This is a genomic window from Streptomyces specialis (assembly GCF_001493375.1).
Lineage (GTDB): Bacteria > Actinomycetota > Actinomycetes > Streptomycetales > Streptomycetaceae > Streptomyces > Streptomyces specialis.
Genome location: NZ_LN929894.1, coordinates 166,111 through 191,484, shown reverse-complemented (window position 1 = coordinate 191,484; position 25,374 = coordinate 166,111). Strand labels below are relative to the sequence as shown.

Genomic DNA, 25,374 nt, shown 5'->3' with positions numbered 1-25,374 from the left:
CGGCGGGGCTCACTGCTCGGGGCCGTCGCCCGGCTCCTCCTGGTAGGAGTAGCGCTGCTCGCGCCACGGGTCGGCGACGTTGTGGTAGCCGCGCTCCTCCCAGAAGCCGCGGCGGTCGGCCGTCATGTACTCCACGCCGCGCACCCACTTCGGACCCTTCCAGGCGTACAGGTGCGGTACGACCAGGCGCAGCGGGAAGCCGTGCTCGGCGGTCAGCAGCTCCCCGTCGCGGTGGGTGGCGAAGAGGGTGCGCGCGTCGGCGAAGTCGGCGAGCCGCAGATTGGCGCTGTAGCCGTACTCGGCCCACACCATCACATGGGTGACGTCCGGCGCGGGCGGGGCCAGCGCCAGCACCGTGGCCGCGCGCACCCCGCCCCACTCGACGTCCAGCAGGCTGAACTTGGTGACGCAGTGCAGATCCGCCACCACCGTCTCGTACGGCAGGGCGGCGAACTCCTCGTGGGTCCAGCAGTGCTTGTCGCCGTCCGCCGTGGCCCCGAAGACGCGGAACTCCCAGCGCTCGGCGCGGAACCTGGGCACCGGGCCGTAGTGCGTGACCGGCCAGCCGCGCTGGGGGCGCTGGCCCGGCGGGAGACGGTCGTCCGCGCGCCGCTGCGGCGCCTCCCCCGCGCGGCTGTCCGGCTGACCCATGCCTCCATGGTGACAGACCCCCGCGACGCGCTCGCACCGCCACCCCGCCACGCCGGGGCCACCTCCCGGGAAAGGGCCAAAAACCCTGGTGAACACCGGGAATCCGGGCGTTTCGGTAAGCCTTCACTTACTGGACGCGCCGCTCTCCCGGTGCCACGATGCGCGGACAAACGCCCCCGCCCAGGGAAGGAGCGCGCCGCCATGCAGGGCGACCCCGAGGTCATCGAGTTCCTGAACGAGCAGCTCACCGCCGAGCTGACCGCCATCAACCAGTACTTCCTGCACGCGAAGATGCAGGAGCACTTCGGCTGGACGAGGCTCGCGAAGTACACCCGCGCCGAGTCGTTCGACGAGATGCGGCACGCGGAGGTGCTCACCGACCGGATTCTCTTCCTGGAGGGGCTGCCGAACTACCAGCGGCTCTTCCACGTCCGCGTCGGGCAGACGGTCACCGAGATGTTCCAGGCGGACCGGCAGGTCGAGGTCGAGGCGATCGACCGCCTGCGGCGCGGCATCGAGGTGATGCGGGCCAAGAAGGACATCACCTCGGCCAACATCTTCGAGGCGATCCTCGCCGACGAGGAGCACCACATCGACTACCTCGACTCCCAGCTCGAACTCGTGGCGAAGCTGGGGGAGCCGCTGTACATCGCGCAGCAGATCGAGCAGCCCAGCGACGACGGCGGCTCAGGCCACGGCGGGTACGGCGCTCACCGGGGCGCCGGCCACTGACGCGGAGCGGTCGCGCGGGCAGGCGCCACGGCCCAGCAGCCCCTGGATGCGCCGCACGCACGAACCGCAGTCCGTGCCGGCCTTGGACTCCGACGCGATCTGGCGAGGAGTGCAGGCTCCGGCCGCGGCGTGGTCACGCACCTGCTGCTCCGTGATACCGAAGCACGAGCAGACGTACACGCTTCACCCCTCCGGTGGCGTACTGAGGTAAACCTAACCTTACCCCGCGCCGGAGAAGACGGAAAAGTGCCCCGGAAAGTGGCGAGAGCCACACTCCGGGGCACTTCCCTTGCAGGCTCAGGACCGGTACATCTCCGCCACCAGGAACGCGAGGTCCAGGGACTGGCTGCGGTTCAGCCGCGGGTCGCAGGCCGTCTCGTACCGCTGGTGCAGGTCGTCGACGAAGATCTCGTCGCCGCCGCCCACGCACTCCGTCACGTCGTCGCCGGTCAGCTCCACGTGGATGCCGCCGGGGTGCGTGCCCAGGCCCTTGTGCACCTCGAAGAAGCCCTTGACCTCGTCCAGCACGTCGTCGAAGCGGCGCGTCTTGTGGCCGGAGGCCGCCTCGAAGGTGTTGCCGTGCATCGGGTCGCAGACCCAGGCGACCTGGGCGCCGGACGCGGTCACCTTCTCGACCAGGGCGGGCAGCCGGTCCCTGACCTTGTCCGCGCCCATGCGGGTGATGAACGTCAGCCGGCCGGGCTCGCGCTCGGGGTCGAGGCGGTCGATCAGCGTCAGCGCCTCCTCCGGCGTGGTGGTCGGGCCGAGCTTCACGCCGATCGGGTTGCGGATCGAGGCGGCGAACGCGACATGCGCGCCGTCGAGCTGCCGGGTCCGCTCACCGATCCACACCATGTGGCCGGACACGTCGTACAGCGAGCCGCTGCGCGAGTCGGTGCGGGTCAGCGCGCCCTCGTAGTCCAGCAGCAGCGCCTCGTGCGACGCGTAGAACTCCACCGAGTGGAACTCGGCCGGGTCCGCGCCGCACGCCTTCATGAAGTTCAGCGCGTTGTCGATCTCGCGGGCCAGCGCCTCGTACCGCTGCCCGGACGCCGAGTTCCGCACGAAGTCCTGGTTCCACGCGTGGACCTGGCGCAGGTCCGCGTAGCCGCCGGTGGTGAAGCCGCGCACCAGGTTCAGCGTGGAGGCCGAGGTGTGGTACATCCGCCGCAGCCGCTCCGGGTCGGGCACCCGGGCCGCCTCGGTGAACTCCGCGCCGTTGACCGAGTCGCCCCGGTACGACGGCAGGGTCACGCCGTCCCTGGTCTCGGTCGGCTTCGAGCGGGGCTTGGAGTACTGCCCGGCGATCCGGCCCACCTTCACGACCGGCACCGCCGCCGCGTACGTGAGCACCGCGCTCATCTGGAGCAGCGTCTTCAGCTTGGCCCGGATCTGGTCCGCGCCGACCTGGTCGAACGCCTCGGCGCAGTCACCGCCCTGCAACAGGAACGCCTCACCCCGGGCGACAGCCCCCAGCCGGGCGCGCAACGCGTCGCACTCGCCCGCGAAGACGAGCGGCGGATAGGTTTCGAGGTCCGCGATCACAGCGCGCAGAGCCTGAAGGTCCGGGTAATCGGGCTGCTGCGCCGCGGGGAGGTCTCGCCAGGAGGTGGTGGCGATCGATGTGCTGCTGTCAGCGTTCACGGTCACGCCGTCCAGATTACGGGGTGCGCCGCGCCGTGCTCCCGGCCGATCGGGGAGTGAGACACCCGCGCACGGGTGCGGCGGTGCGATAGGGTGCGCCGCATGATCGCGCAGCACACCCGGAACTGGTGGTGGACCGCTCACCCGGCGGCCCACTGACTGCGCGTTCCACGAGACGATCGACGCGAAGGCCGCCCGAGGGGCGGCCTTCGGCGCGTTCGCGGGCCGTCCCCTCTTGCCACCGCACCGGAAGGGACCACGCCCCATGCGACACGCCGCCCTTGACGTTCCCGCCGCCCCGGAATCCGCCGGGGCCGTGATCCGCCGGCTGGTGACGGACGACACCCCGTTCGCCCTGCTCCGCCGCCGCACGCCCGGCCGCGACCACGGTCTCGTCGAGGTCCTCACCGGCCCGGTCGTGGAGATCGACCGGCTGGCCGAGATCCCCGACCACCACGGCGCGCTGGCGCTGGTGCCGTTCCGGCAGATCGCCGAGCGCGGCTTCGCCGTGACCGACGACGGCACCCCGCTCGCCGTGCTGCTGCCCGGCGCGATCCGCGAACTGCCGCTGGACGACGTGCTCGCCGCGCTGCCCCGGCATCCGGTCGAGGTGCGCGACGGCGCGTTCGACGTGCCCGACGACGCGTACGCCCGGATCGTCGCCGACGTGGTGCGCGACGAGATCGGCGCGGGCCAGGGCGCCAACTTCGTGATCCGCCGCACGTTCACCGGCCGCGTGGACGGCTTCGGCCGCGCCGACGCGCTGGCGCTGTTCCGCCGCCTGCTGGCCGCCGAGCGCGGCGCGTACTGGACGTTCGTCGTGCACACCGGGCGGCGGGTGCTGGTCGGCGCGAGCCCGGAGGTCCACGTCCGGATGAGCGGCGGGACGGTCGTGATGAACCCCATCAGCGGCACCTACCGCTATCCGCCGCAGGGGCCCGACACGGCCGGGCTGCTGGCGTTCCTCGGGGACCGCAAGGAGACCGAGGAACTGTCCATGGTGGTGGACGAGGAGCTGAAGATGATGTGCGCCGTGGGCGACCGGGGCGGCGTCGTCGTCGGGCCACGGCTGCGCGAGATGGCGCACCTGGCGCACACCGAGTTCGAGCTGCGCGGGCGCACCACGCTCGACGTGCGGGAGGTGCTGCGCGAGACGATGTTCGCCGCCACCGTCACGGGCAGCCCGGTGGAGAACGCCTGCCGCGTGATCGGCCGCCACGAGCGCGGCGGGCGCGGCTACTACGCGGGGGCGCTGGCGCTGGTGGGCCGCGACGCGGGCGGCGCCCCCACGCTGGACTCCCCCATCCTGATCCGCACCGCCGACATCGACGCGACGGACGGCCGGCTGCGGGTCCCCGTGGGCGCGACGCTGGTACGGGCCTCCGACCCGGCGAGCGAGGTCGCCGAGACCCACGCCAAGGCGGCCGGCGTGCTGGCCGCGCTGGGCGTGCGGCCGGGCGCGGCGGCCCCGGCCGCCGGGCGGGCCGCTCCCCGGCTCGCCGACGACCCGCGGGTGCGGGCGGCGCTGGCCGAGCGCACGTCCGGGCTGGCGCCGTTCTGGCTGCGGATGCGGGAGCCGGTCCCGGCGGGCGGCGCCGGGCACGCGGGGCACGTGCTGGTGGTGGACGGCGAGGACACGTTCACCTCGATGCTCGCCCACCTGCTGCGCTCCACCGGCGCCGAGGTGGACGTGGCGCGGTACGACGCGCCCGGCCTGCGGGAACGGGCCCTCGCCCACCCGGGCCCGGTGGTCCTCGGTCCGGGACCCGGCGACCCGGGCGACACCGCCGACCCGAGGATGCGGCTGCTGGGCGCGCTGGCCGGGGACCTGCTGGCGGGCCACGCGCACACGGTGATCGGCGTCTGCCTCGGCCACGAACTGCTCGCGGCGCGGATCGGCCTCCCCCTGGTCCGCAAGGCGCGGCCGTACCAGGGCGCCCAGGAGCGGATCGACTTCTTCGGCCGCCGGGAGACGGTCGGCTTCTACAACTCGTACACCGCCCGGTGCGACGCGGCGACGGCCGCGGACCTGGCCCGGCGGGGCGTCACGGTGAGCCGCGACCCCGCGACCGACGAGGTCCACGCCCTGCGCGGCCCCGGCTTCGCCGGCGTGCAGTTCCACCCCGAGTCCGTGCTGACGCTGGACGGCCCGGGGATCGTCCGGCACCTGCTGACCCCGGACGCGGTGCCGTCACCCCGCTGAACGCGCGACGCGCCCGTCCGCCCTCATCCGCGCGGGGCGGACGGGCGGGCTCACCCGCCCTGGGGCCGCTTCTTCGCCTCCTCGGCGAGGGCCCGTTTCGCGGCCGTGGCGTAGATGTCCACGTACTCCTGGCCGGACAGCCGCATGATCGCGTACATCACCTCGTCGGTCAGCGAACGCAGGACGAAGCGGTCGTTCTCCATGCCCCGGTAACGGTCGAACGTCAGCGGCTCGCCGATCCGGATGCCGGGCCGCATCAGCTTCGGGACGACCTTGCCGGGCGGCTGGATCTTCTCCGTGTCGATCATCGCGACCGGGATCACCGGCGCGCCCGTGGCCAGCGCCACCCGGGCCAGGCCACCGGACTTGCCCCGGTACAGGCGGCCGTCGGGGGAACGGGTGCCCTCCGGGTAGATGCCGAACAGCTCGCCGCGCTCCAGCACCGCGATCGCGCTGCTGATCGCCGCCTCCCCGGCGCCGCGCGCCCCCGAGCGGTCCACCGGGAGCTGCCCGACCCCCTTGAAGAACGCGGCCGTCAGCTTCCCCTTCAGCCCCGGCGACGTGAAGTACTCGGCCTTGGCGATGAACGTCACCTTCCGGTCCAGCACCGCCGGCAGGAAGAAGGAGTCGGAGAACGACAGATGGTTGCTCGCCAGGATCGCCGGCCCCTCGTCCGGAACGTGCTCCCCGCCCTCCACCCACGGCCGGAACGCGAGCTTCAGACCGGCCCCCACGGACACCTTCATCGCGCCGTACAGCACCGCGCCACCTCCCGAATCGTCCCGCCGACCCTACTGGGCAGCCGGGCATGGCGCGGTCAGGATCCGCGCGCGTAGGGTGACAAGCGCCCACCACCGACGGAGGCGAGCCGATGCGACAGCTTCTTCCCGGGGCCGAGCCCTTCACACACGACGGTTCGCCGACCGGCGTCCTGCTCTGTCACGGATTCACCGGCTCCCCCCAGTCCCTGCGCCCCTGGGCCGAGCACCTCGCCGCCCGGGACCTGACGGTGTCGCTGCCGCTCCTGCCCGGCCACGGCACGCGCTGGCAGGACCTGCAACGCACCGGCTGGCAGGACTGGTACGCCACGGTCGACCGCGAGCTGCGCGCCCTGTCCCGGCGCTGCGAGCAGGTCTTCGTGTGCGGCCTGTCCATGGGCGGCGCCCTCGCCCTGCGGCTCGCCGCCCGGCACGGGTCCGCCGTCAGCGGCGTCGCGCTGGTCAATCCGGCGATCACATTTCCACGGCTCCAGGGCTACGCGCTGCCGGTGCTGCGCCATCTGGTGCCCAGCGCGCGGGGGTTGATCTCGGACATCGCCAGGGAAGGCGTCGAGGAGTCGGGGTACGAGCGTGTGCCGTTGCACGCCGCGCACTCCGCGCGCGCCCTGTTCGCGCTGGTGCGGGGCGAACTGGCCCAGGTGACACAGCCGTTGCTGCTGTTGCACAGCCGCGTCGACCATGTCGTGCCGCCCTCGGACTCGGCGGCCGTGCTGGCGTCGGTGTCGTCGGCCGACGTCACCGAGCATGTGCTGGAGTCGAGCTACCACGTGGCCACCCTGGACCACGACGCGGAGCGTATCTTTCAGGAGACGGACGCCTTCATCACCCGCCTCGTGACAAGGAAGACAGCCCGTGACGGAACGTGACCAGGAGCGCGGCGACGGCCGCGATCCGATCGACGAGGAAGCCGCCTGGGCCGAGATCGTCGCCGGATACGGCGAGGAGCCCGCCGATCCGCCGGGCGTCTGGCCGCTGGGCGTGCCTCTGACGGCGGACGACCTGCCCGGCACCGCCGTGGACGTGCCACCCGCGCAGGGGCCGCGCGACTGGGAGGCCGCGGAGGACGAGGACGAGGGGCACTTCGTCCCCCCGGAGCCCCCACCGCTCCCGGCGGCCGACCTGGCGACCAAACTGGCGTGGATCGCGGTGCTCGGCGGGCCGCTGCTGCTGATCCTGACCGTGCTGCTCCAGCGGCAGATGACGTGGTGGATCGTGACGCTGGGCGTGGGCGGCTTCCTCGGTGGCTTCGCCACGCTGGTGACACGGATGCGGGACGGCCGGGACGACGACTGGGCCGACCCGGGCAGCGGCGCCGTCGTCTAGGCGCCGGACGGCCGCTCGGGGGGCAGGCGCAGCCGGGCGAGGACGGGGAGGTGGTCCGTGGCGCGGACGGGATCGCCGGGGCGCGTGCCGGGCAGGTCCGCCGGGACGCCGCAGCCCAGCACCTCGACGCCGGGCGTGCACAGCACGGCGTCGATCCTGCGGTCCGGCGCGGCGGAGGAGAAGGTGAACGGGCCGCCCTCGGGGGCGTGCCGCCCGGCGTCCGTCAGCCGCCCGGCGAGCAGCCGGAACGCGCGGCCGTGCGGGCGTTCGTTGAGGCCCCCGGCCACCACGCCCGGCATCCGGGCGGCGAGCAGGCCAAGGCGTTCGAGCAGCAGCTCCGCCTGCCGGTACCGCTCCGCCGCCAGCAGACTCAGGTGGCAGCTCACGACCGCGAGCCGCGCGCCCGATCCGAAGCGCAGCACGGCCAGCGCCAGACCGCGCCGGTGCTGTCCCGGGGTGAGCGGCCAGGTGACGTCTCCCGCGTACTCGACCGTCGGCCCCAGCGCCGACATGATCATCGTGCCGCACGACGACGCGCCGCCGCTGACGTACCCGAGGCCGGTGGCCCGCTCCAGCCGGGCGGTGCGGCGGCGCCAGCCGGGGAAGCGCGGCGCCTCCTGCACGCAGACGACATCGGGGGCACAGGCCCGGATCACCCGGGCCAGCGCCCCCATGTCGTCACGCAGGGAACGGACGTTGTAGCGCAGCAGACGGATCTCCGTGCCCCCCGCGCCCGTCCCCGCCGGTCAGCCCTGGCGGGCGAGGTCCGCCGCGCCCACCAGGCCGGCCCGGCCGCCCAGCCGGGCCGCCAGGCCCTGCGCGTGCGGCCGGTACCTGCTGCCGACCAGCCAGCGCCGGAACGACTTGCGGATCGGGTCGAGCACCAGATCGCCCTCGTCGGAGACCCCGCCGCCGACGATGAACGCGGACGGGTCGAACAGCGAGGCGAGATCCGCCAGTCCGGCCCCCGCCCAGCGGGCCAGCTCGCGGAACGAGTCGATCGCGACCTTGTCGCCCTGCCGGGCGGCGGCGCTCACGTGCGTGCCCTCGATCCCCTCGGGGGTGCCGTCGCCGAGGCCGAGCAGGATCGTGGCCGCGTCCGGGGTGGCGGTGGCGCGCTGTCTGGCGTAGCGGACCAGGGCGCGGCCGGAGGCGTACTGCTCCCAGCAGCCCTGGCTGCCGCAGCCGCACAGCAGCCCGTCCGGCACGACCCGCACGTGGCCGAACTCCCCGGCGATGCCGAACCGTCCGCGGCGCAGCTTGCCGCCGATGATGATGCCGCCGCCCAGCCCGGTGCCGAGGGTGACGCAGATGACGTCGTCGTAGCCGGCGCCCGCGCCGAAACGGTACTCCCCCCACGCGGCGGCGTTCGCGTCGTTCTCCACGACGACGGACAGGCCGACCCGCTGCTCGATCTTGTCCTTGAGGGCCTCGTGGCGCCACAGGATGTTCGGCGCGAACAGGATCGTGGCGCGCTTGTCGTCCACATATCCGGCCGCCCCGATGCCGACGGCCTCCGCGGAGACGCCCTTGCCGACGGTCTTGATCGCGTCGGCGATGGCCTCCACGACGCCCTCGGGGGTCGGCGGGGTCGCCACCCGGGAGATGTCGAGGATCGTCCCGTCCTCGTCGACCACCCCGGCCGCGATCTTCGTCCCGCCGATGTCGACACCGATGGTCAGTCCCATATGTCCCTCAAGTGAAGTCAGTGGATCCCGCCTGGCGACCACCGTACCGGAGGGTGAACGGCGTGGACCCCGTGATCAGTCGAGGTCGATGCGCTCGGAGCCCGGGCCCTCCCCGGCTTCTCCCCCATCGTCCCGATTGGCCCCGCGCGGCTCCCCCGGGTCCGGGCGGGACCAGCGGCGCTCGTGGCCGAGCACGGTCGCCCGGTAGGCCGCGAGCAGCTCCTGTCCGGCGTTGGCGAGGTGCTGGAACGCGTCGGCGTTCCGCTCGATCACCGGGTCGAGCGCCGCCCGCGCCCGGTCGGCGAGCGGTCCGGCCGCCATGCCGATGCCCGGGCCGAGGGCCGCGCCGAGGCGGGGGATCCGCTCGGCCACGGTGTCGGCGAGGGCCCGCAGTTCGGCGGCGGGATCGCCGGGCGGGGCGCCGTACCGCTCGCGCCGGCGGGCGCGCTCGGCGGCGAGGTCCTCCTCGCACGCCGTGGCCCAGGCGTCGGGGTCCGGCGGCGGGGTGGTCGGGCTGGGCTGTTCGGTGTCGTCGCTCATCGCGGCCTCCTGGGACTCGACCGTCACGGCCGACGTTACCCGAACGGGCGCTTGTCGGGCCCCGCCCGCTCCGGCCAGCGGTCCGGATCCGGCGCGAAACGGACGGCGAGGCCGCCGTTCCCGACGTAGGACGCGCCCGCCACCGAGCGCCGGCGCAGCGCCGGGGGCAGCGACAGCACGCGGCGGAACGGCCCGGTGTCCACGATGAGTTCGTCGCCCCGGCGGACCAGGCCCAGGCCGTCGCGGGTGGCGCCCGGCAGCGGCAGGTGCCAGACGAGGACGCCGTCCCCGGCCAGCCGGTCGGTCAGCTCCGGCTCCGGCCGGGACGCGGCTCCCACGTCGCCGGGCGGCGGCACGGACAGCTCCGCCAGGTCCGGCAGCCGCGGCTCGCGCCCCAGGTGCGGCACGGGATGCGGCGCGGCCAGGCCGGTGGCGGCGGACAGGGCGGCGAGCCCCGCGCCCGGGGTGTCGCTGCGGATGCGGCGCCGCTGGGCCGGTGGGAGCGGCCGGGGCGCCGGGCGCGCCCCGCCCCCGCGCGCGGCGACCGCGGCCCGCCACGGGTCGGCGGCGCCTTCCGGCAGCAGCCGGTTGGCGACGAGGGACTCCACGGCCAGGCCGTGCAGCGCCAGCCCGGCGCGGACGGCGCGCAGCGCCCCGGCGGAACGGTCGCCCGGGTCGAGGACCAGGCGGACGGCCGACCCCGGCCCCTCGATCAGCTCCCGCACGGCCGCCAGACCCGCCTCCCAGCGGTCCGCCGCCTCGTACAGGCCCTCGGCGGGCCGCGGCACCCCGGCCAACTGGGCGAGCAGCGGACGCAGCGCGCGGGCGGTCCGGCGCTCGCGCGGCAGCAGGCGGCGCAGATAACGGCTCACCTGCGCGGGCAGGGCGAGGAGCCGGACCGCGTCGGCGGCGGGCGGGAGATCGACCACGACCAGCCGCCACCGGCCGGTGGCGTGGGCCGCGCTCAGGGCCGTCAGCAGGGCGGCGGCGCCGGAGCCGGGCAGCTCGGTCAGCTCGTCGTCGTCCAGGGTCACCGCGCCGAGCGCGTCCAGCGCGGGCCTGGCGTGCCGCTGCGCGGCCAGGACGCCCGCCCGGAAGCGGGCGGCCGGGTCGGTCGCGGCCACGTGCAGTCCGGGCGCCACCTCGGCGGGCTCGTCCGGCCAGGCGGGCGGGGCGGCGCCGAGGAGGGGGGCGAGCCCGGCGGCCGGTTCCCGGCTCAGCAGGAGCGTGGACCGCCCGGCGCGCGCGGCGGCCAGCGCGGTCGCGGCGGCCACCGTGGTGGCGCCGTCGCCGCCGGGGCCGGTGACGAACAGGGTGCGCCCGGGGGCCGTGCCGGTCATGGCTGGGCGGGGAAGCTCTCCACCCGCTTCTTCAGGCCGTCCAGGGCCCGGTCGATGATGACCTTCTCGGCCTTGCGCTTGATGGTGCCCAGCATGGGGATCTTGACGTCCACGGTGAGCTGGTAGGTGACCTCGGTCTGCTTCCCGCCGGCGACCGGCGCCAGCCGGTAGGAGCCGTCCAGGGCGCGCAGCATGCGGGACTTGACCAGCGACCAGCTCACCTCCTCGCCGCTCTTCCACGTGTAGGCGAGGGTGTGCTCGTCCTTGATGGCGCCCGCGTCCAGCAGCAGCCGCACCTGCTCGGCCCGGCCCCGGGCGTCGGTGGCGAGCACCTCGGCCTCCTTGACCTCCCCGGTCCACTCCGGGTAGCGGCCGAAGTCGGCGATCACCGCCATGACATCGGCCGGCGTGGCATCGATGGTGATACTGGACCTGGTGTGTTCCGCCATCGCCGTGGCTCCTCGCGCTTCTCTCCCCGTGCCGTCCGGGGGAAGGCTACCGCGCGCGACTCGTCCGGCCATCACGGGAGCGGCACAGTAGGCTGCGCGCGGGGGCCGGGAACACCACAGGTGAGGAGCAGCGGCAGTGCGGGAATCCAGCCTTCCGGCCCGTTGTGAAGTGCCGCCGGGCGCGACCCTGGTGGACCTGCTGCGCACCACCGCGGAGCGCCATCCGGACGTCGCGGTCATCGGCCGCCGGCGCGGCGGGGTGTGGGAGGACGTGACGGCGGCGGAGTTCCGCGCCGAGGTGCGGGCCGTCGCCAAGGGGCTGATCGCGCGGGGCGTGCGGCCCGGCGAGCGGATCGCCCTGATGTCCCGTACGCGCTACGAGTGGACGCTGCTGGACTTCGCGATCTGGTCGGCGGGCGCGGTCACCGTCCCGGTGTACGAGTCCAGTTCGCCGGAACAGGTCGGCTGGAACCTGCGGGACTCCGGCGCGGCCGGCGTCGTCGTCGAGACCGCGGGGCACCGGGCGGCCGTCGAGTCCGCGCGCGGGACGCTGCCGGGGCCGCTCCGGGTGTGGTGCCTGGAGGTGCCGGGCGAGGAGAACGCGGTCGCGCTGCTGCGGGCCGCCGGGGCGGACGTGACCGACGAGGCGCTGGACGCCGCGACCGCCGGCCTGACCGCCGCCTCTCCCGCCACCGTCATCTACACCTCGGGCACCACCGGCAGGCCCAAGGGCTGCGTGCTCAGCCATCGGGCGTTCCTCGCCGAGTGCGGCAACATCGTCGCGGCGCTGGGGCCGTTGTTCCGCACCGGCTCCAGCTCGGTGCTGCTGTTCCTGCCGCTGGCCCACGTATTCGGCCGGGTCGTCGCCGTGGCGGCGCTGCTCGGCCCGATCCGGCTCGGGCACACGCCCGACATCCGCTCGCTCACCGCGGACCTGGCCTCGTTCCGGCCGACGATCGTGCTGGGCGTGCCGCGGGTCTTCGAGAAGGTGTACAACGCGGCGCGGGCCAAGGCCCAGGACAGCGGCAGGGGCCGGATCTTCGACCGGGCCGCCGACGCGGCGATCGCGTACAGCCGCGCGCTGGACACGCCGTCCGGCCCGTCGGCCGGACTGCGGCTGCGGCACCGGGTATTCGACCGGCTGGTGTACCGCAGGCTGCGGGCGGCGCTGGGCGGCCGGGCCACGCACGCCATCTCCGGCGGCGCGCCGCTCGGCGAGCGGCTCGGGCACTTCTACCGGGGCATCGGCTTCACCGTGCTGGAGGGGTACGGCCTGACGGAGACGTGCGCCGCGACCACGTTCAACCCGTGGGACGCGCCCCGCATCGGCACGGTGGGCCTGCCGCTGCCGGGCTCGTCGGTGCGGATCGCGGAGGACGGCGAGGTCCTGGTGCGCGGGGAGCACCTGTTCACCGGGTACTGGCGCGACGCCGAGGCCACCGCGCGGGCGATGGACGGCGGTTGGTACCGCACGGGCGACCTCGGGTCCCTGGACGCGGACGGCTATCTGACGATCACCGGCCGGAAGAAGGAGATCCTGGTGACGGCGGGCGGCAAGAACGTGGCGCCCGCCGTGATCGAGGACCGGGTCAGGGCGCACGCCCTGGTGGCCGAGTGCATGGTGGTCGGCGAGGGTCGCCCGTTCGTGGGCGCGCTGATCACGCTGGACGACGAGTTCCTGCCCCGCTGGGCGGACGCGCGGGGCCTGTCCGCCCTGTCCCGCGAGGAGTTGACGTCCCACCCCCGGCTGCTGGCGGCGGTCCAGGAGGCGGTCGACAGCGGCAACGCGGCGGTCTCCCGCGCCGAGTCGGTCCGCGCGTTCCGCGTGCTGCCGGGCGCGTTCACGCAGGAGTCCGGTCACCTGACGCCGTCCCTGAAGCTGAGGCGGCACGTGGTGGCGAAGGACTTCGCGGCGGAGATCGACGCGTTGTACCGCTGATCCGGCGCTCAGTCCAGGAGGGTGCGCAGGCGGTCCACCAGCAGGTCCCAGCGCCAGCGTTCCTCCACCCAGGCGCGGCCCCGCTCGCCCATGCGGCGGCGGAGTTCGGCGTCGGACAGCAGGGCCAGCAGGCGGTCGGCCGTCTCCTCGGCGGCCGTCGCGTCGCCGGCGCGGACCACCCAGCCCGTCTCGCCGTCCAGGACCGCGTCGGGGGCGCCGCCGGAGTCGCCGGCCACGACCGGGAGGCCGGTCGCGGACGCCTCCAGGTAGACCATGCCCAGGCCCTCCACGTCCAGGCCGCGCCGCCGCGTCCGGCACGGCATCGCGAAGACGTCACCGGCCCCGAAGTGCGCGGGCAGCTCCTCCCACGGCACCGGGCCGGTGAACCGCACCGAGGCGCTCACGCCCAGCCGGGACGCCAGCTTCTCCAGGTCCGCCCGGTACGGCCCGCCGCCGACGATCAGCAGCACCGTCTCCGGCTCCGCCGCCAGGACCCGCGGCAGCGCCCGGATCAGCGTGTCCTGCCCCTTGCGCGGCACCAGCCGCGACACGCACACCACGACCGGCCGGTCGGTCAGACCCAGCGCCGCGCGGACGGCCGAGCCGCCCGAGTCGGGGTGGAACGTCTTCTCGTCCACGCCGGGCGGCAGTTGCGTCATCCGCGCCGCGGCCGTCGGGCTCAGCGCCCGCGCGATGCGGGAGCGGGTGTACTCGCCGAGGTAGGTGACGGTGTCCGTGTGGTCCCCGATGCGCCGCAACAAGGCGCGGGAGCCGGGGAGTTGCGCCCAGGCCGCTTCGTGGCCGTGCGTGGTGGCCACGATCCGCCCGGCGCCCGCCGCGCGCAGCGCGGGAGCCATCAGGCCCAGGGGCGCCGCCGCGCCGAACCACACGGCGGTGCAGCCGTGTTCCCGCAGCAGCCCGGCGGCGCGCCGGGTCACGGCCGGGGTCGGCAGCAGCATCGTGGTCCGGTCCCGCACCACGGGGAACGGCTGCTCGGCGTCGAACTCGGCGGTGGCGCGCAGTCCTTCGGCGTCCCGCTTCCAGGTGGAGGCGTACACCACCACCCGCCGCGGGTCCAGACGCAGCGCCATGCTGTGCAGGAAGGCCTGGATCCCTCCGGGGCGCGGGGGGAAGTCGTTCGTCACGATCAACGTCTTACGCATCGGACGAGACGATACCGCCAGGAAGGGCGGTGGCAGGACGCGTGGTTCAGCCGACCCGGACGCCGAACTGGAACGGCATGGACGTCACCGAGTCGTACCGGACGAACGAGCCGGACGAAGGGGCGTGGAGGATCTGGCCGTTGCCGGCGTACAGGCCGACGTGCGTGAGGCCGTCGTAGTAGAACACCAGGTCGCCGGGGGCCAGTTCGTTGAGGCCGACGCGGGTGCCGATGCCGGCCTGGGACTGCGAGGTCCGCGGCAGGGAGACACCGGCCTGGGCGTAGGCCCAGGACGTCAGGCCCGAGCAGTCGAACGCGCCGGGGCCGGTGGCGCCCCACACGTACGGCGCCCCGATCTTGCCGGCGGCGGCGGAGAGCGCGGCCTCGCCCCGCGAGGAGCCGGGCAGGTCGACGATCTCGGTGCGGGTGTCGGAGGAGCGGTCGGCGCGCGCGGCGTCGGCGGCGCGTTCGGCCTCGGCCGCCTCCTCGGCGGCGAGCCGGTCCTGCTCCTCCTGGGTGAGCTGGTTGAGGAGCGACTGCGCCTCGTTCAGCTTGCCCTGGATGGTTTCCTTCTGCTCGTCGAGCTGGGACCGCAGCTCCTCCAGCTCGGCGAGCCTGTCGCCGGCCTCCTGGCGCTGCTGGTCCAGGGTGCGCTGCCGGTCCTCGATCAGGCGCAGGGTCTCGGCCTGCTTGTCGCTCACCTGGTCGAGGGTGGACGCCTGGTCGAGATAGGCGTCGGGGTCGGCGGAGAGGAAGAGCTGGAGCGACGGGTCGATGCCGCCGTTGCGGTACTGGGCCGCGGCGACCGAACCGAGGCCGGACCGCAGGTCGTTGAGCTCCTCCTGGCCGCGCGCGGTGGAGTCCTGGAGCTCGTCCACCTCGGCCTGGAGCTCCTCGGCCCGCTCCTTGGCGCCGTTGTACTCCTCGGTGACGACCTCGGCCTCGTGACGCAGGTCGTCCACCTGCTCCCGCACCTCGTCGAGCGTCGGCTCGGGGTCGGCCTGCGCGGTCTGCGAGGTGATGGCGACGGTGGCGGCTGCGGTGGCACCGAAGATGGTCACACGGGCCCGGCCAGGAGACTTGGGACGACGGTGAGACGCCACTGGAGCGCGCTCCTTTTTCCTCAGTTTTTCCTCAGCCACCGCTCCGCGCGAACTGCCGCGGAACCGGCGCTGCCTCACGGCCACCCGGGTCGGATGGGCTCCCGCGCGAAGGTTCGACGCCCGACCCTAGCGAGGGAGGTTTACCAGGTTCAAATCCTCGCAAGTAATTTTTACTTAGCTCACACCGGGCGCGGTCGCCCCAGCACCCTCCGTGGGGGGCGAGTGCGACGGAACGGGCCTAACGGACAGTCGCCCGCCGCGGTCCGGGCGGCGCCGCTACGTCCGCGCGAGCCGTTTGACCAACAGAGCCGACGCGACCGGGCGGGCGCCGGCGCCCGCGACGCCGTCGGCGACCTCGCGGTCCGAGGAGACCACCACCAGCGGGCGCCCGCGCGGCTCGGCCCGCACCAACTGCCGGATGAGTTCGTCCGCGGTCTGGCCCGGTCTGCTGAAGAGCACCCGAACGCCGCGCGGCGGAGTGACCAGCACGGGGGCGGCCAGTTCCGCGCCGTCGAAGACGCACGTCATCTCCGCGCCGGTCTGCGCCGCGAGAACGGCCAGCCCGCCCAGGAGCCGCAGCCGCTGCTTCTCCAACGGCAGCGCGGGATAACCGGTCTTGGTCACGTTGTAGCCGTCCACGACCAGATGCGCCTGCGGCAGCGCGAGCAACTGGTCCAGCAGCGCCGGGTCGTCCTCCGCCAGCGCGCGCTGCGCCACGTCCTGCGGCGTCATCCCGCCCGGCTCCACCGCGTCCACGGTCTGGGCCGGTCTCAACCGGGCCGGCGGCAGGGCCAGTTCGCGCCGCAGGCCCTGCGCGGCGTCCAGCACCGTGTCCAGCAGCAGCCGCAGCCGCATGTCCTCGATGCCGCGTCCCTCACGGACCGCTTTGCGGCCGGCCTCCAGCGCCGCCTCGGCCTGCGCCAGCCGCGCCCGCAGCCGTCTCGCCTCGCCGTCCGCGGCGGCCCTGGCGCTCGCCGCCTCGGCCCGTGCCTCCTCCAGCTCCGCGCGCAGCTTCCGCGCCGTGGCCTCGCCGCGCCGGACGTCGCTGACCGCGCTGCGCAGCTTGCGGTGCACGGCGTCCGCCTCCTTACGGGCCAGATCCAGCTCCGCGCGCAGCCGTTCGCCGTCCGCGCGGGCGGCCGCCTGCGTCTGCGCCAGCTCCTCCCGCAGCCGCGCGACTTCCCGCTCCCGTTCCTGCTCGGCGCGTTCGGCCTGGGCCCGCTGCGCCTCCTCGCCCGCGGCGGCCACGGGCTTGGCCCAGCGGGGCGGGCGGAGCCCGAACGCGGCGGCGGCGCCCTCGACCGGGTCGGCGGCGGGCGGCGGGCTGCCCTGCTCGACGGCATCCGCCAGCTCCGGCTCGGCGGCCCGCAGCCGGGCGGCGACGCGCTGCCGGAAGACCGTGTCGTTCTCCAGGGCGGCGGCCATGGCGCTGCCGCCGAACTTCACCCGCCGGGAGGGCGTGAATCGGGCATACTGCCGCAGAGTGACGGGCAGCTCCGCGATGGTCATCCCGGCGAAGGAGTCGCCCGCCAGCAGGATGACGCGGTGCCGCACCCGCTCGGGCAGCGGCCGGTCGAGGGTCTCGGCCGGCTCCCCGGAATCGGGCTCGGGCCGTCCCCTCACCTCGTCGTCATCCGTGGGATCCGCCACCGCTCACACCGTCCGTCAGCCCTGTCGTTATCCACTGTCACCCTACGCGCCACGCCCGCGCCACGGCCCGGACAGCGGGCTAAGGTGAGCCCTGCGTACCGCGTCGCCGCACAGGGAAGGCTCAGCCGTGATCACTTCGATCGTGCTCATCAAGACCAGCGTGGACCGCGTCCCGGAGGTCGCGGAGCAGATCGCGGCGCTGGAGGGGGTCAGCGAGGTCTACTCGGTGACCGGCCCCCATGACCTTATCGCCCTGGTCCGGGTCCGCTGCCACGAGGACCTCGCGGAGGTGATCCCGGGCCGCATCAGCAAGGTACCGGGAGTGGAGTCCACCGAAACCCATATCGCGTTCCGCACATACTCGCGCCACGACCTGGAGGCCGCCTTCTCGATCGGCCTGGACGCGTGACGCGGTCCCGCCGGCCGGCGGGACCGCGTCGTACCGCGGGGGCCTCGGGGCACCGGGCGGGTCACGCCCGGCTCGCCGCGACCCACCGTTCCAGCGCCGCCCTGGCCGCGCCCGAGTCGATCGATTCGGCGGCCCGCGCCATGCCCGCCGCGATCTGCTCCGGCAGCGGCGTGTCGCGCGGATCGAGGGCGACCAGGCCCGCCGCCGCGTTCATCAGGACGGCGTCGCGGACCGGGCCCCGCTCGCCGTCGAGCAGGCGGCGGGCGACCTCCGCGTTGTAGGCGGCGTCCGCGCCGCGCAGGGCCTCGATCGGGGCCGGCTCCACACCGACGTCGCGCGGGTCGAACTTCTCCTCGCGCACTTTGCCGTCGCGCACGACCCACACCGTCGAGGTCGAGGTGACGGTCAGCTCGTCCAGGCCGTCGTCGCCCCGGAACACCAGCGCCGACGTGCCGCGTTCGGCCAGCACGCCCGCCATGATCGGCGCCATCCGCGCGTCCGCGACACCCGTCGCCTGGGCGCCGACGCGGGCCGGGTTGGTGAGGGGGCCCAGGAAGTTGAACGTCGTCGGCACCCCCAGTTCCGCCCGTGCCCCCGCCACATGGCGCAGCGCCGGGTGGAAGCGGACCGCGAAACAGAAGCTGATCCCGGCCCGCACCGCGACCTCCGCCACCCGCTCCGGGGTCAGGTCCAGGTTGACGCCGAGCTTCTCCAGCACGTCCGACGCGCCGCTGGCGCTGGACGCCGCCCGGCTGCCGTGCTTGACGACGCGGGTGCCCGTCCCGGCGACGACGATCGCCGACATGGTCGAGATGTTGACCGTCTTGGCGCGGTCGCCGCCGGTGCCGACGATGTCCACGGCCGGTCCCGGCACCTCGATCAGGTTCGCGTGCGCGTACATCGTCCGCACCAGGCCGGTGACCTCCTCGACCGTCTCGCCCTTGGCGCGCAGCGCGACGGCGAAGCCGGCGATCTGCACGTCCGACGCGTCGCCGCGCATGATCCGGTCCATCGCCCAGGCCGCGTCGTCGGCCGTCAGATCCCGGCCGGCCATCAGCGACGCCAGCAGGTCGGGCCAGGTGCGCGCGCTCGCGGGGTCGCCTCCGGCCGGGGTCACAACGCTCATGGGACTTCACTCCTGGGCAGGCAGTCGGTCTCGTCGGAGCAGAGCCTAGGGCCAAACGCCGAGGGCCGTGGCCGCCGCCCGGGAACGGGCGGTGACCACGGCCCTCGGCCGCCGCGCGGGTCGCCTAGTGGTGTCCCTCGCCGCTGGTGATGGCGCGGTACTCCTCGGCGGTCGGCTTCGGGATCTGCGCGTGCTCGCCGAAGTAGCCGCGGCTGATCCGGACCCGGAGCCGCTCCAGCGGGCTGATCTTGCGCCGCACGCCGTTCTCGTCCGTCTCCGGACCCAGCTCGGCGGGCTTCTGCTGGTCGTGCGCCACGAGCGTGTACAGCCGCTCCGGCGGCAGCGGCTCGTGCACCTCGACGAACTCGCCGTGCGGGAGCCGCTTGATGATGCCGGTCTCGCGGCCGTGCAGCACCTTCTCCATGTCGCGCCGCTGGAGGCCGAGACAAATCCGCCGGGTCGCGATGAACGCGAGGACGGGCAGCACGAAGAATCCGACGCGGCAGAACCAGGTGATGGCGTTGATCGACAGGTTGAAGTTGACCGCCCACACGTCGTTGCCGCCCGCGATCAGGCTCACCACGTACGCGGTCAGCCACGCCACGCCGAAGCCGGTCCGGGTCGGGCTGTTGCGCGGGCGCTCCGCGATGTGGTGCTCGCGCCGGTCCTTGGTGACCCAGGACTCGAAGAACGGGTACAGGCCGATCAGGACCAGCATGCCCGGGAAGACGCCGAGCGGGATCATCAGGCCCAGGTTGAGCGTGTACCCGCCGGGCAGCACCCACTCCCAGCCGGGCATCAGGCGCACCAGGCCCTCGGAGAAGCCGAGATACCAGTCCGGCTGGGCGTTGGTGGACACCTGGTCCGGCCGGTACGGCCCCAGCACCCACACCGGGTTGATGGTGACGGTCGCCGCGATCGCCGTGATGACGCCGAAGACGAGGAAGAAGAAGCCACCGGCCTTCGCCATGTACACGGGCAGGAACGGCATGCCGACGACGTTGGTGTTCGTCTTGCCGGGCCCGGCGTACTGGGTGTGCTTGTGGTAGACGACCAGGATCAGGTGGGCGGCGACCAGCCCCAGCATGATGCCCGGCAGCAGCAGCACGTGGATGACGAAGAATCTCGGGATGATGTCGTGCCCGGGGAACTCCCCGCCGAACAGGAACATCTGGAGATAGGTGCCGATCACCGGTGTCGCCAGGATCGCGCCCTCCATGAACCGGATACCGGTGCCGGAGAGCAGGTCGTCCGGCAGCGAGTAGCCGGTGAGGCCGGTGAAGATGGCCAGGATCAGCAGCGTCCAGCCGAACAGCCAGTTCAGCTCGCGCGGCTTGCGGAACGCGCCGGTGAAGAACACCCGGAACATGTGGAACAGCAGGCCGACGACGAAGATCAGCGCGGCCCAGTGGTGGATCTGCCGGACCAGCAGACCGCCGCGGACCTCGAAGCTGATGTCGAGCGTCGAGGCGTACGCCTCCGTCATCATGACGCCCTGCATCGGCACGTAGGGGCCGTCGTACTCGATCTCGGCCATGCTCGGCACGAAGAAGAGCGTCAGGTAGGTGCCGGTGAGGATCAGGATGGTGAAGCTGTAGAGGCAGATCTCGCCCAGCAGGAACGACCAGTGGTCCGGGAAGATCTTCCGCATGTTGGCCTTGGCCAGGGTGTAGAGCCCCAGCCGGCCGTCGGTCCAGTCGGCGAGACGCTCGCCCGGGCCGGCCTTGCCCCTCGTCTTCGGGGCGTCAGTTGTCGTACTCATCCGCGCTCCCAGAAGCTCGGGCCGGGCGGCTCCTCGAAGTCGCCGAGCGCTTGGAGATAGCCTTCGTCGTTCACCGAAATGCGAAGCTGCGGCAGGGGGTGGCCTGCCGGGCCGAAGAGCACCCGCGCGCCGTCCGCGAGGTCGAACGTCGACTGGTGGCAGGGGCAGAGCGCGTGGTGCGTCTGCTGCTCGTAGAGCGTGGCCGGGCAGCCGATGTGCGTGCAGATCTTCGAGTAGCACAGGATGCCCTCGTGGCCCCACTCGGCCGAGCGCGCGTCCTTGATGTCCTCGGGCTCCAGCCGCACCAGCATGACCGCGGCCTTGGCGATCTCCGCGTGGAAGTCCTCGGCGTGCGGGTCGAGACCCTCGGGCATGGCCTGGGTGAGCGAGCCGACCACGATGTCCTCGGGGCGCAGCGGCTGCATGGTGGCCTCGTTGATGATCAGCGAGCCCTCCTCCCACGCCGTGTGCCGCAGCCTGCTGTACGGCAGCGGGCCGAGGTCGCGCAGCAGCACGACACCGGTCAGCGGGACCAGGGTGAGCGCGCCGAGCATCGTGTTGCGGACCATCTTCCGGCGGGTCCACTGGGATTCGGCGACGCCCTGCTTCCAGTCGTCGAAGACCTTCTGCCGGACCTCGGGCGCGGCCTCGACCGCGTGCCGCTCGTCGGCGACCTCCAGGTCGGACATCAGGGTCCTGGCCCAGTGGACGGCGCCGGCGCCGGTGGCGAACAGCGCCAGGGCGAGCGTCAGTCCGAGCCCGAAGTTCGTCGCGCTGACGTGCCCGAACGGGAAGATGTAGACGATCTTCTCGACGCTGACGGTCGAGTAGACCGCGATGAAGCCGACCGTGGACAGCATCGCCAGTGTGAAGAGCAGCGAGATCGTGCGCTCGGAGCGCTTCGCGGCGCGCTCGTCGATGTCCTGGCGGCGCGGCTCGTGGTGCGGCAGCCCCGGGTCGGCGAACGGGTCGTCGGCGACGGCGACCTGGCTCTTCCCCTCCGGGCTCGCGGGCAGGTGGTCGTCGGAGAGCACCTGGTCGTTTCGTTCGTTGTCGTTGCTACTCATGACTTCCTGGCCTTCGCGGTCCTGGCGCCGACCCACACGGTGACGGCGATCAGGGCGCCGATGCCGAACGTGAAGGCGAAGAGACCCTCGCTGACGGGACCGAAGCCGCCGAGCGTGAAGCCTCCCGGGTTCTCGGACTCCGAGGTGTTGACCTCCTGGAGGAACGCGATGATGTCCTGCTTCTGCTCCTCGGGGAGAGTCGAGTCGGGGAAGGAGGGCATGTTCTGCGGGCCGGTGAGCAGGGCCTCGTAGATGTACCGGGGATCGACGTCGTCGAGCCCGGGCGCTTCCTTCCCGTGCGTCAGGGCGCCGCCCTGACCGGTGAAGTTGTGGCACTGCGAGCAGTTGGTCCGGAACAGCTCACCGCCCTCCGCCGCGTTGCCCTCGGCGGGGTCGTAGGCGCTGGGGTTCGGCTGCGCGGGGCCGGGGCCGAGCGAGGCGATGTACGCGGCGAGCTGATCGATCTCGGCCTGCGTGTACACCGCGGGCTTGTCGGGCGCCTGCGGGCCCGGCTGCTGCATGGGCATACGGCCGGTGCCGACCTGGAAGTCGACGGCCGCGGCGCCGACGCCCACCAGGCTGGGGCCGTCGCTGCTTCCCTGGCCGCCCGCGCCGTGGCAGCTTGAGCAGCCGACGTCGTAGAGCCTTTTGCCCTCCTCGATGGCGAGGGACTGGGCCGCGTCGTCGGCCTTGGCCTCGTCCGCGGGCGCGAACGCGGCGTACAGCCCCCCTGTGGCCGCCAGCGCGAGGAGGAGGACGACGAGTGCCGCCATGGGATGGCGTCGTCGTGCGGAGAGCTTTTTCACGGATTACCCCGGTGTCAGGATCTTCTGCGTCGGTGCTTGATAAGTACGTACAGTGCGTCGACCGGCCGCTACTGGATCAGGTAGATGGTGGCGAAGAGGCCGATCCAGACGACGTCGACGAAGTGCCAGTAGTACGACACGACGATGGCCGTGGTGGCCTGTTCGTGGGTGAAGCGCCGCGCGGCGTAGGTCCGGCCCAGCACGAACAAGAAGGCGATCAGTCCGCCCAGCACGTGCATACCGTGGAAGCCGGTCGTCAGGTAGAACGCCGAACCGTAGGGACCGGAGGAGAGGGAGATGCCCTCGTGCTCCACCAGTTCCACGTATTCGGTGACCTGGCCGCCGATGAAGACGGCTCCCATGATGAAGGTGACCACGAACCAACCGCGGAGCTTCTTCACGTCCCCGCGCTCGGCGGCGAACACGCCGAGCTGGCAGGTCAGGGAGGAAAGCACCAGGATCGTCGTATTGGCGCGGAGAAGGGCAGGTTGAGCGCTTCCGCGCTCTCCTGCCAGTACTCCGCACCCATCACCGACCGCAGGGTGAAGTACATCGCGAAGAGGGCCGCGAAGAACATCAGCTCGGAACTCAGCCAGATGACGGTCCCGACGCTGGTGACGTTCGGCCTGTTGACCGAGGGGATCGCGTGCCCGGTATCTACTGCTGTTGCTGTCGCCACGCCCGTCATTATGTCGGGCGGTTTTCCGGGGCTCGCCCCGGGGGTCCGGTTCGGCGCGTCCCCGTGACCCGGCGGCACGCCGACGGCCTGCCCAGGGCCGCCTGGACGGAGTAGCATCCGCGGCGACGACACCCGCCCGACCCCGCGGAGGAACGATGCAGAGCACCGCCACGGTGCTGGTCTACAGCGACGACGCCAACACCCGCGAGCAGGTGCGCCTCGCGGCGGGGCGGCGTCCCGCGGACGATGTCCCGGCGATCGAGTACCTGGAGTGCGCCACCCTGCCGGCCGTGCTGTCGGAGCTGGAGAAGGGCGGCGTGGACGTCTGCGTGCTGGACGGCGAGGCCGTGCCGGCCGGGGGCATGGGCGTGTGCCGTCAGATCAAGGACGAGATCTTCGAGTGCCCGCCGGTGCTGCTGCTGATCGGGCGCCCGCAGGACGCCTGGCTCGCCACCTGGAGCCGCGCGGAGGCCGCGGTGGCGCACCCGGTGGACCCGGCGGAGCTGGCCTCGTCCCTGGCGTCCCTGCTGCGCGGGCGGCTGCCCAGCGCGGTCTGAGCGGGGCACGGCGGGCCGCCGTTTCAGATGCCCGGCGCGAGCCGGCCCTCGGCCGGGCCGGCCGCGGGGTGGTCGCCGCCCTGGAGGGCGCTGCCGTCCAGCCAGGCGTCCCAGGACAGGTTCCAGTCGCCGAAGCCGTTGCCGAACGGGGCCATGTCCTCGCCGAAGCCGTTGACGTGTTCCACGATGTCGCCCGGCTTGATCAGCTCGTAGAACCAGCGGGCGTTCGCGGTGCTCAGTCCGGTGCAGCCGTGGCTGACGTTGTCCACGCCCTGGGAGCCGACCGACCAGGGGGCGCCGTGGACGTACTCGCCGCTCCAGGTGAGGCGGGCGGCCCACTCGACGTTCAGGTCGTAGGAGTCGGCGCTGCCGGCGGGGATGCCGATGCTGGTGCCGGTCATCCGCACCCGCGCCTCGCGGCCGAGGACGACCTTCTTGCCGCTGCGTGTGCGGAAGCCCTCCTTGCCGGTGGTGATGGGGATCGTGCGCAGCTCCTCGCCGTTGCGGGAGACCGTCATGGTGTGGGAGCTGATGTCGGCGACGGCCTCGACCCGGTCGCCGGTCCGCAGCTCCAGCGGCTCGCCGCTGCCGCCGCGCAGGCCGTCCCGGATGCTGAGGCCCTCCAGGTTGGACGCCACGGAGATGCGGGCGTGGGCGGGCCAGTACTCCTCGGGCCGGTAGTGCAGCTCCTTGTCGTCCACCCAGTGCCAGGCGCCCTCGACGGCGGGCTCGGAGCGGACCGTCAGGGCCGCCTCGACCAGCGCCCGTTCCTTCTCGTCGGAGATCGCGCGGCTGAGGGTCGCGGTGATGGGCTGCCCGACGCCGTAGGTGCCCGCCTCCGGGCCGAAGCTGACGTCCAGGCGCTTGGTGTCCGAGGCGCGGGTGGTGAAGCTGTGGACGCCGCGTCCGGGGGCGCCGCCGCCGTTCTCCGTGCTGACGCGGACGGTGTAGGTGGCGTCGGCGGCCAGGGGCGAGGTGCTGCGCCAGCCGCGGCCGTCGGCGGCCAGCTCGCCCGCCAGGGGGCGGCCGGTGGTGTCGGTGGCGACGACGTCCGTGATGCGGGTGTCGTCGCCCTTGGCGCTGATCTTCAGGGGCGAGTCGGGATCGACGGCGGTGGCCTCGTCGCCGTCCGCGGCGCCGAAGGAGAGGGCCTCCGTGGCGTCGTACGGGTCGGCCGACAGGGGGTGGTCGCCTTCACCGCAGGCGGTCAGCCCGGCCAGCAGCGGAGCGGCCAGCAGAGCGGCGCTGAGCGTGGTCCGAGATATGTGACTCATAGCCACAAACTAAGAACATTGGCCCGAAAGGGCGCGTCGGCTTGCTGCGAATGGGGTGGCCCCCCGGAGGACTCGCCTCCGGGGGGCCACCCCATGTCACGCGGGAGCGCCGTGTCCGGCGCGGGGCGTCACTGGTTCTGGTTCTCGCCGCGGTAGTACTCGAAGACCCACAGCCACAGGCCGATGGCGACCAGCGGCGCGGTGAAGTACAGGAACCACCAGCCGAAGACCGGACCCATGAACGCCGCCGCCGCGCCCGCGCCGAGGACCAGCGGGGCCCAACTGTGCGGGCTGAAGAAGCCCAGCTCGCCCGCGTCGTCGGCGACGTCGGCGTCCTTGTCGTCCTGGGCGCCCGTGTCGACCCGGCGGGCGGTGAAGATCAGGTAGAACCCGATCATCGCCGTCAGGCCGAACGACAGGAACAGGGCCGTCGTGCCGACCGGCTCCTTGGACCACAGCCCGTAGACGACGGCCACGGCGAGCATGAAGAC

General features: G+C 73.3%; 26 protein-coding genes and 1 pseudogene. 8 read left to right on the top strand and 19 right to left on the bottom strand.

From position 1 onward, the window contains the following. Positions 1 to 9: 9 nt before the first annotated feature. Positions 10 to 651 (bottom strand): sulfite oxidase-like oxidoreductase, encoded by a 642-nt coding sequence (locus BN2279_RS12945; protein ID WP_059009060.1) that lies wholly within the window; start codon positions 649 to 651, stop codon positions 10 to 12. A 201-nt stretch (positions 652 to 852) separates the two neighbouring features. Between BN2279_RS12945 and bfr the strand changes: the two genes are divergently transcribed. Then, on the top strand, positions 853 to 1,383 hold the full coding sequence (gene bfr, locus BN2279_RS12940) for a bacterioferritin (RefSeq protein WP_059009058.1): 531 nt from the start codon (positions 853 to 855) through the stop codon (positions 1,381 to 1,383). Here bfr and BN2279_RS12935 read toward each other — a convergent pair. Together BN2279_RS12935 and BN2279_RS12930 are read right to left on the bottom strand one after the other, a co-directional pair. Continuing rightward, on the bottom strand, positions 1,339 to 1,563 hold the full coding sequence (locus tag BN2279_RS12935) for a (2Fe-2S)-binding protein (protein ID WP_059009056.1): 225 nt from the start codon (positions 1,561 to 1,563) through the stop codon (positions 1,339 to 1,341). The genes bfr and BN2279_RS12935 overlap by 45 nt on opposite strands. 117 nt (positions 1,564 to 1,680) lie before the next feature. Next, positions 1,681 to 3,033 (bottom strand): class II 3-deoxy-7-phosphoheptulonate synthase, encoded by a 1,353-nt coding sequence (locus BN2279_RS12930; RefSeq protein WP_059009054.1) that lies wholly within the window; start codon positions 3,031 to 3,033, stop codon positions 1,681 to 1,683. Positions 3,034 to 3,129: 96 nt separating this feature from the next. Between BN2279_RS12930 and BN2279_RS31480 the strand changes: the two genes are divergently transcribed. Continuing rightward, positions 3,130 to 3,186: a trp operon leader peptide gene (locus tag BN2279_RS31480; RefSeq protein WP_159037222.1), complete on the top strand. Its 57-nt coding sequence runs from the start codon at positions 3,130 to 3,132 to the stop codon at positions 3,184 to 3,186. A 106-nt stretch (positions 3,187 to 3,292) separates the two neighbouring features. Continuing rightward, positions 3,293 to 5,230 carry an anthranilate synthase family protein gene (locus BN2279_RS12925; protein WP_059009052.1) on the top strand — a complete coding sequence of 646 codons (1,938 nt, stop codon included), beginning with the start codon at positions 3,293 to 3,295 and terminating at the stop codon, positions 5,228 to 5,230. A gap of 50 nt (positions 5,231 to 5,280) precedes the next feature. Here BN2279_RS12925 and BN2279_RS12920 read toward each other — a convergent pair whose 3' ends face one another. Next, positions 5,281 to 5,991 carry a lysophospholipid acyltransferase family protein gene (locus BN2279_RS12920; protein WP_059009048.1) on the bottom strand — a complete coding sequence of 237 codons (711 nt, stop codon included), beginning with the start codon at positions 5,989 to 5,991 and terminating at the stop codon, positions 5,281 to 5,283. 110 nt (positions 5,992 to 6,101) lie between these two features. On the opposite strand from BN2279_RS12920, the gene BN2279_RS12915 reads away from it, so the two are divergent. Together BN2279_RS12915 and BN2279_RS12910 are read left to right on the top strand one after the other, a co-directional pair. After that, entirely contained in the window at positions 6,102 to 6,875 is a 774-nt protein-coding gene (locus BN2279_RS12915; protein ID WP_059009046.1) for an alpha/beta hydrolase, read from the top strand. Continuing rightward, positions 6,862 to 7,332, top strand: coding sequence for a hypothetical protein (locus BN2279_RS12910; RefSeq protein ID WP_059009044.1), 471 nt, complete (start codon positions 6,862 to 6,864; stop codon positions 7,330 to 7,332). Before BN2279_RS12915 ends, BN2279_RS12910 begins: the two co-directional genes overlap by 14 nt. Here BN2279_RS12910 and BN2279_RS12905 read toward each other — a convergent pair. The 5 genes from BN2279_RS12905 to BN2279_RS12885 form a co-directional block, all read right to left on the bottom strand. Continuing rightward, positions 7,329 to 8,006, bottom strand: a complete 678-nt coding sequence (locus BN2279_RS12905) for an endonuclease/exonuclease/phosphatase family protein (protein WP_159037211.1) — start codon at positions 8,004 to 8,006, stop codon at positions 7,329 to 7,331. The two genes, BN2279_RS12910 and BN2279_RS12905, sit on opposite strands and share 4 nt — an antisense overlap. A gap of 72 nt (positions 8,007 to 8,078) precedes the next feature. After that, positions 8,079 to 9,020: an ROK family glucokinase gene (locus tag BN2279_RS12900; protein ID WP_059009039.1), complete on the bottom strand. Its 942-nt coding sequence runs from the start codon at positions 9,018 to 9,020 to the stop codon at positions 8,079 to 8,081. Between the two features lie 75 nt (positions 9,021 to 9,095). After that, a complete protein-coding gene (locus BN2279_RS12895; RefSeq protein WP_059009638.1) occupies positions 9,096 to 9,560 on the bottom strand; it encodes a DUF5304 family protein in 465 nt (154 codons plus the stop codon). Between the two features lie 35 nt (positions 9,561 to 9,595). After that, entirely contained in the window at positions 9,596 to 10,900 is a 1,305-nt protein-coding gene (locus BN2279_RS12890) for an ArsA family ATPase (RefSeq protein ID WP_059009037.1), read from the bottom strand. Continuing rightward, the gene (locus BN2279_RS12885; RefSeq protein ID WP_059009035.1) at positions 10,897 to 11,349 is read right to left on the bottom strand and encodes an SRPBCC family protein; all 453 of its coding nucleotides are present in this window, start codon (positions 11,347 to 11,349) and stop codon (positions 10,897 to 10,899) included. The genes BN2279_RS12890 and BN2279_RS12885 overlap by 4 nt, the downstream gene beginning before the upstream one ends. 136 nt (positions 11,350 to 11,485) lie before the next feature. Here BN2279_RS12885 and BN2279_RS12880 point away from each other — a divergent pair, with 136 nt between their 5' ends. Then, positions 11,486 to 13,288 (top strand): AMP-dependent synthetase/ligase, encoded by a 1,803-nt coding sequence (locus BN2279_RS12880; protein WP_059009034.1) that lies wholly within the window; start codon positions 11,486 to 11,488, stop codon positions 13,286 to 13,288. Positions 13,289 to 13,296: 8 nt separating this feature from the next. Here the strand turns inward: BN2279_RS12880 and BN2279_RS12875 are convergent, their stop codons facing one another. From BN2279_RS12875 to BN2279_RS12865, 3 genes are all read right to left on the bottom strand, one after another. Continuing rightward, positions 13,297 to 14,451, bottom strand: a complete 1,155-nt coding sequence (locus tag BN2279_RS12875) for a glycosyltransferase family 4 protein (protein ID WP_059009032.1) — start codon at positions 14,449 to 14,451, stop codon at positions 13,297 to 13,299. Between the two features lie 46 nt (positions 14,452 to 14,497). Beyond that, complete coding sequence (locus BN2279_RS12870; RefSeq protein WP_059009030.1) at positions 14,498 to 15,553, bottom strand: C40 family peptidase; 1,056 nt, start codon at positions 15,551 to 15,553, stop codon at positions 14,498 to 14,500. Between the two features lie 276 nt (positions 15,554 to 15,829). Continuing rightward, entirely contained in the window at positions 15,830 to 17,176 is a 1,347-nt protein-coding gene (locus tag BN2279_RS12865; RefSeq protein WP_059009636.1) for an NYN domain-containing protein, read from the bottom strand. Between the two features lie 154 nt (positions 17,177 to 17,330). Between BN2279_RS12865 and BN2279_RS12860 the strand changes: the two genes are divergently transcribed. Beyond that, a complete protein-coding gene (locus BN2279_RS12860; RefSeq protein WP_059009028.1) occupies positions 17,331 to 17,612 on the top strand; it encodes an Lrp/AsnC family transcriptional regulator in 282 nt (93 codons plus the stop codon). Positions 17,613 to 17,673: 61 nt separating this feature from the next. On the opposite strand, the gene trpD is transcribed toward BN2279_RS12860, so the two are convergent. From trpD to ctaE, 5 genes and pseudogenes are all read right to left on the bottom strand, one after another. Further along, entirely contained in the window at positions 17,674 to 18,738 is a 1,065-nt protein-coding gene (gene trpD / locus BN2279_RS12855) for an anthranilate phosphoribosyltransferase (protein WP_059009027.1), read from the bottom strand. Positions 18,739 to 18,862: 124 nt separating this feature from the next. Further along, on the bottom strand, positions 18,863 to 20,500 hold the full coding sequence (gene qcrB / locus BN2279_RS12850) for a cytochrome bc1 complex cytochrome b subunit (RefSeq protein ID WP_059009026.1): 1,638 nt from the start codon (positions 20,498 to 20,500) through the stop codon (positions 18,863 to 18,865). Then, complete coding sequence (qcrA, locus tag BN2279_RS12845; RefSeq protein WP_079032120.1) at positions 20,497 to 21,567, bottom strand: cytochrome bc1 complex Rieske iron-sulfur subunit; 1,071 nt, start codon at positions 21,565 to 21,567, stop codon at positions 20,497 to 20,499. Before qcrA ends, qcrB begins: the two co-directional genes overlap by 4 nt. Then, positions 21,564 to 22,373 carry a cytochrome bc1 complex diheme cytochrome c subunit gene (qcrC, locus tag BN2279_RS12840; protein ID WP_059009024.1) on the bottom strand — a complete coding sequence of 270 codons (810 nt, stop codon included), beginning with the start codon at positions 22,371 to 22,373 and terminating at the stop codon, positions 21,564 to 21,566. Before qcrC ends, qcrA begins: the two co-directional genes overlap by 4 nt. 68 nt (positions 22,374 to 22,441) lie before the next feature. Next, positions 22,442 to 23,061 (bottom strand): annotated as a pseudogene (ctaE, locus tag BN2279_RS12835) (aa3-type cytochrome oxidase subunit III). 146 nt (positions 23,062 to 23,207) lie between these two features. Between ctaE and BN2279_RS12830 the strand changes: the two are divergent. Next, positions 23,208 to 23,609: a DNA-binding transcriptional response regulator gene (locus BN2279_RS12830; RefSeq protein WP_059009023.1), complete on the top strand. Its 402-nt coding sequence runs from the start codon at positions 23,208 to 23,210 to the stop codon at positions 23,607 to 23,609. Between the two features lie 23 nt (positions 23,610 to 23,632). Here the strand turns inward: BN2279_RS12830 and BN2279_RS12825 are convergent, their stop codons facing one another. Both BN2279_RS12825 and ctaF read right to left on the bottom strand, forming a co-directional pair. Beyond that, positions 23,633 to 24,883: a L,D-transpeptidase gene (locus BN2279_RS12825; protein WP_059009021.1), complete on the bottom strand. Its 1,251-nt coding sequence runs from the start codon at positions 24,881 to 24,883 to the stop codon at positions 23,633 to 23,635. A 128-nt stretch (positions 24,884 to 25,011) separates the two neighbouring features. Continuing rightward, positions 25,012 to 25,368 carry an aa3-type cytochrome oxidase subunit IV gene (gene ctaF, locus BN2279_RS12820; protein ID WP_407702250.1) on the bottom strand — a complete coding sequence of 119 codons (357 nt, stop codon included), beginning with the start codon at positions 25,366 to 25,368 and terminating at the stop codon, positions 25,012 to 25,014. Positions 25,369 to 25,374 lie beyond the last annotated feature (6 nt).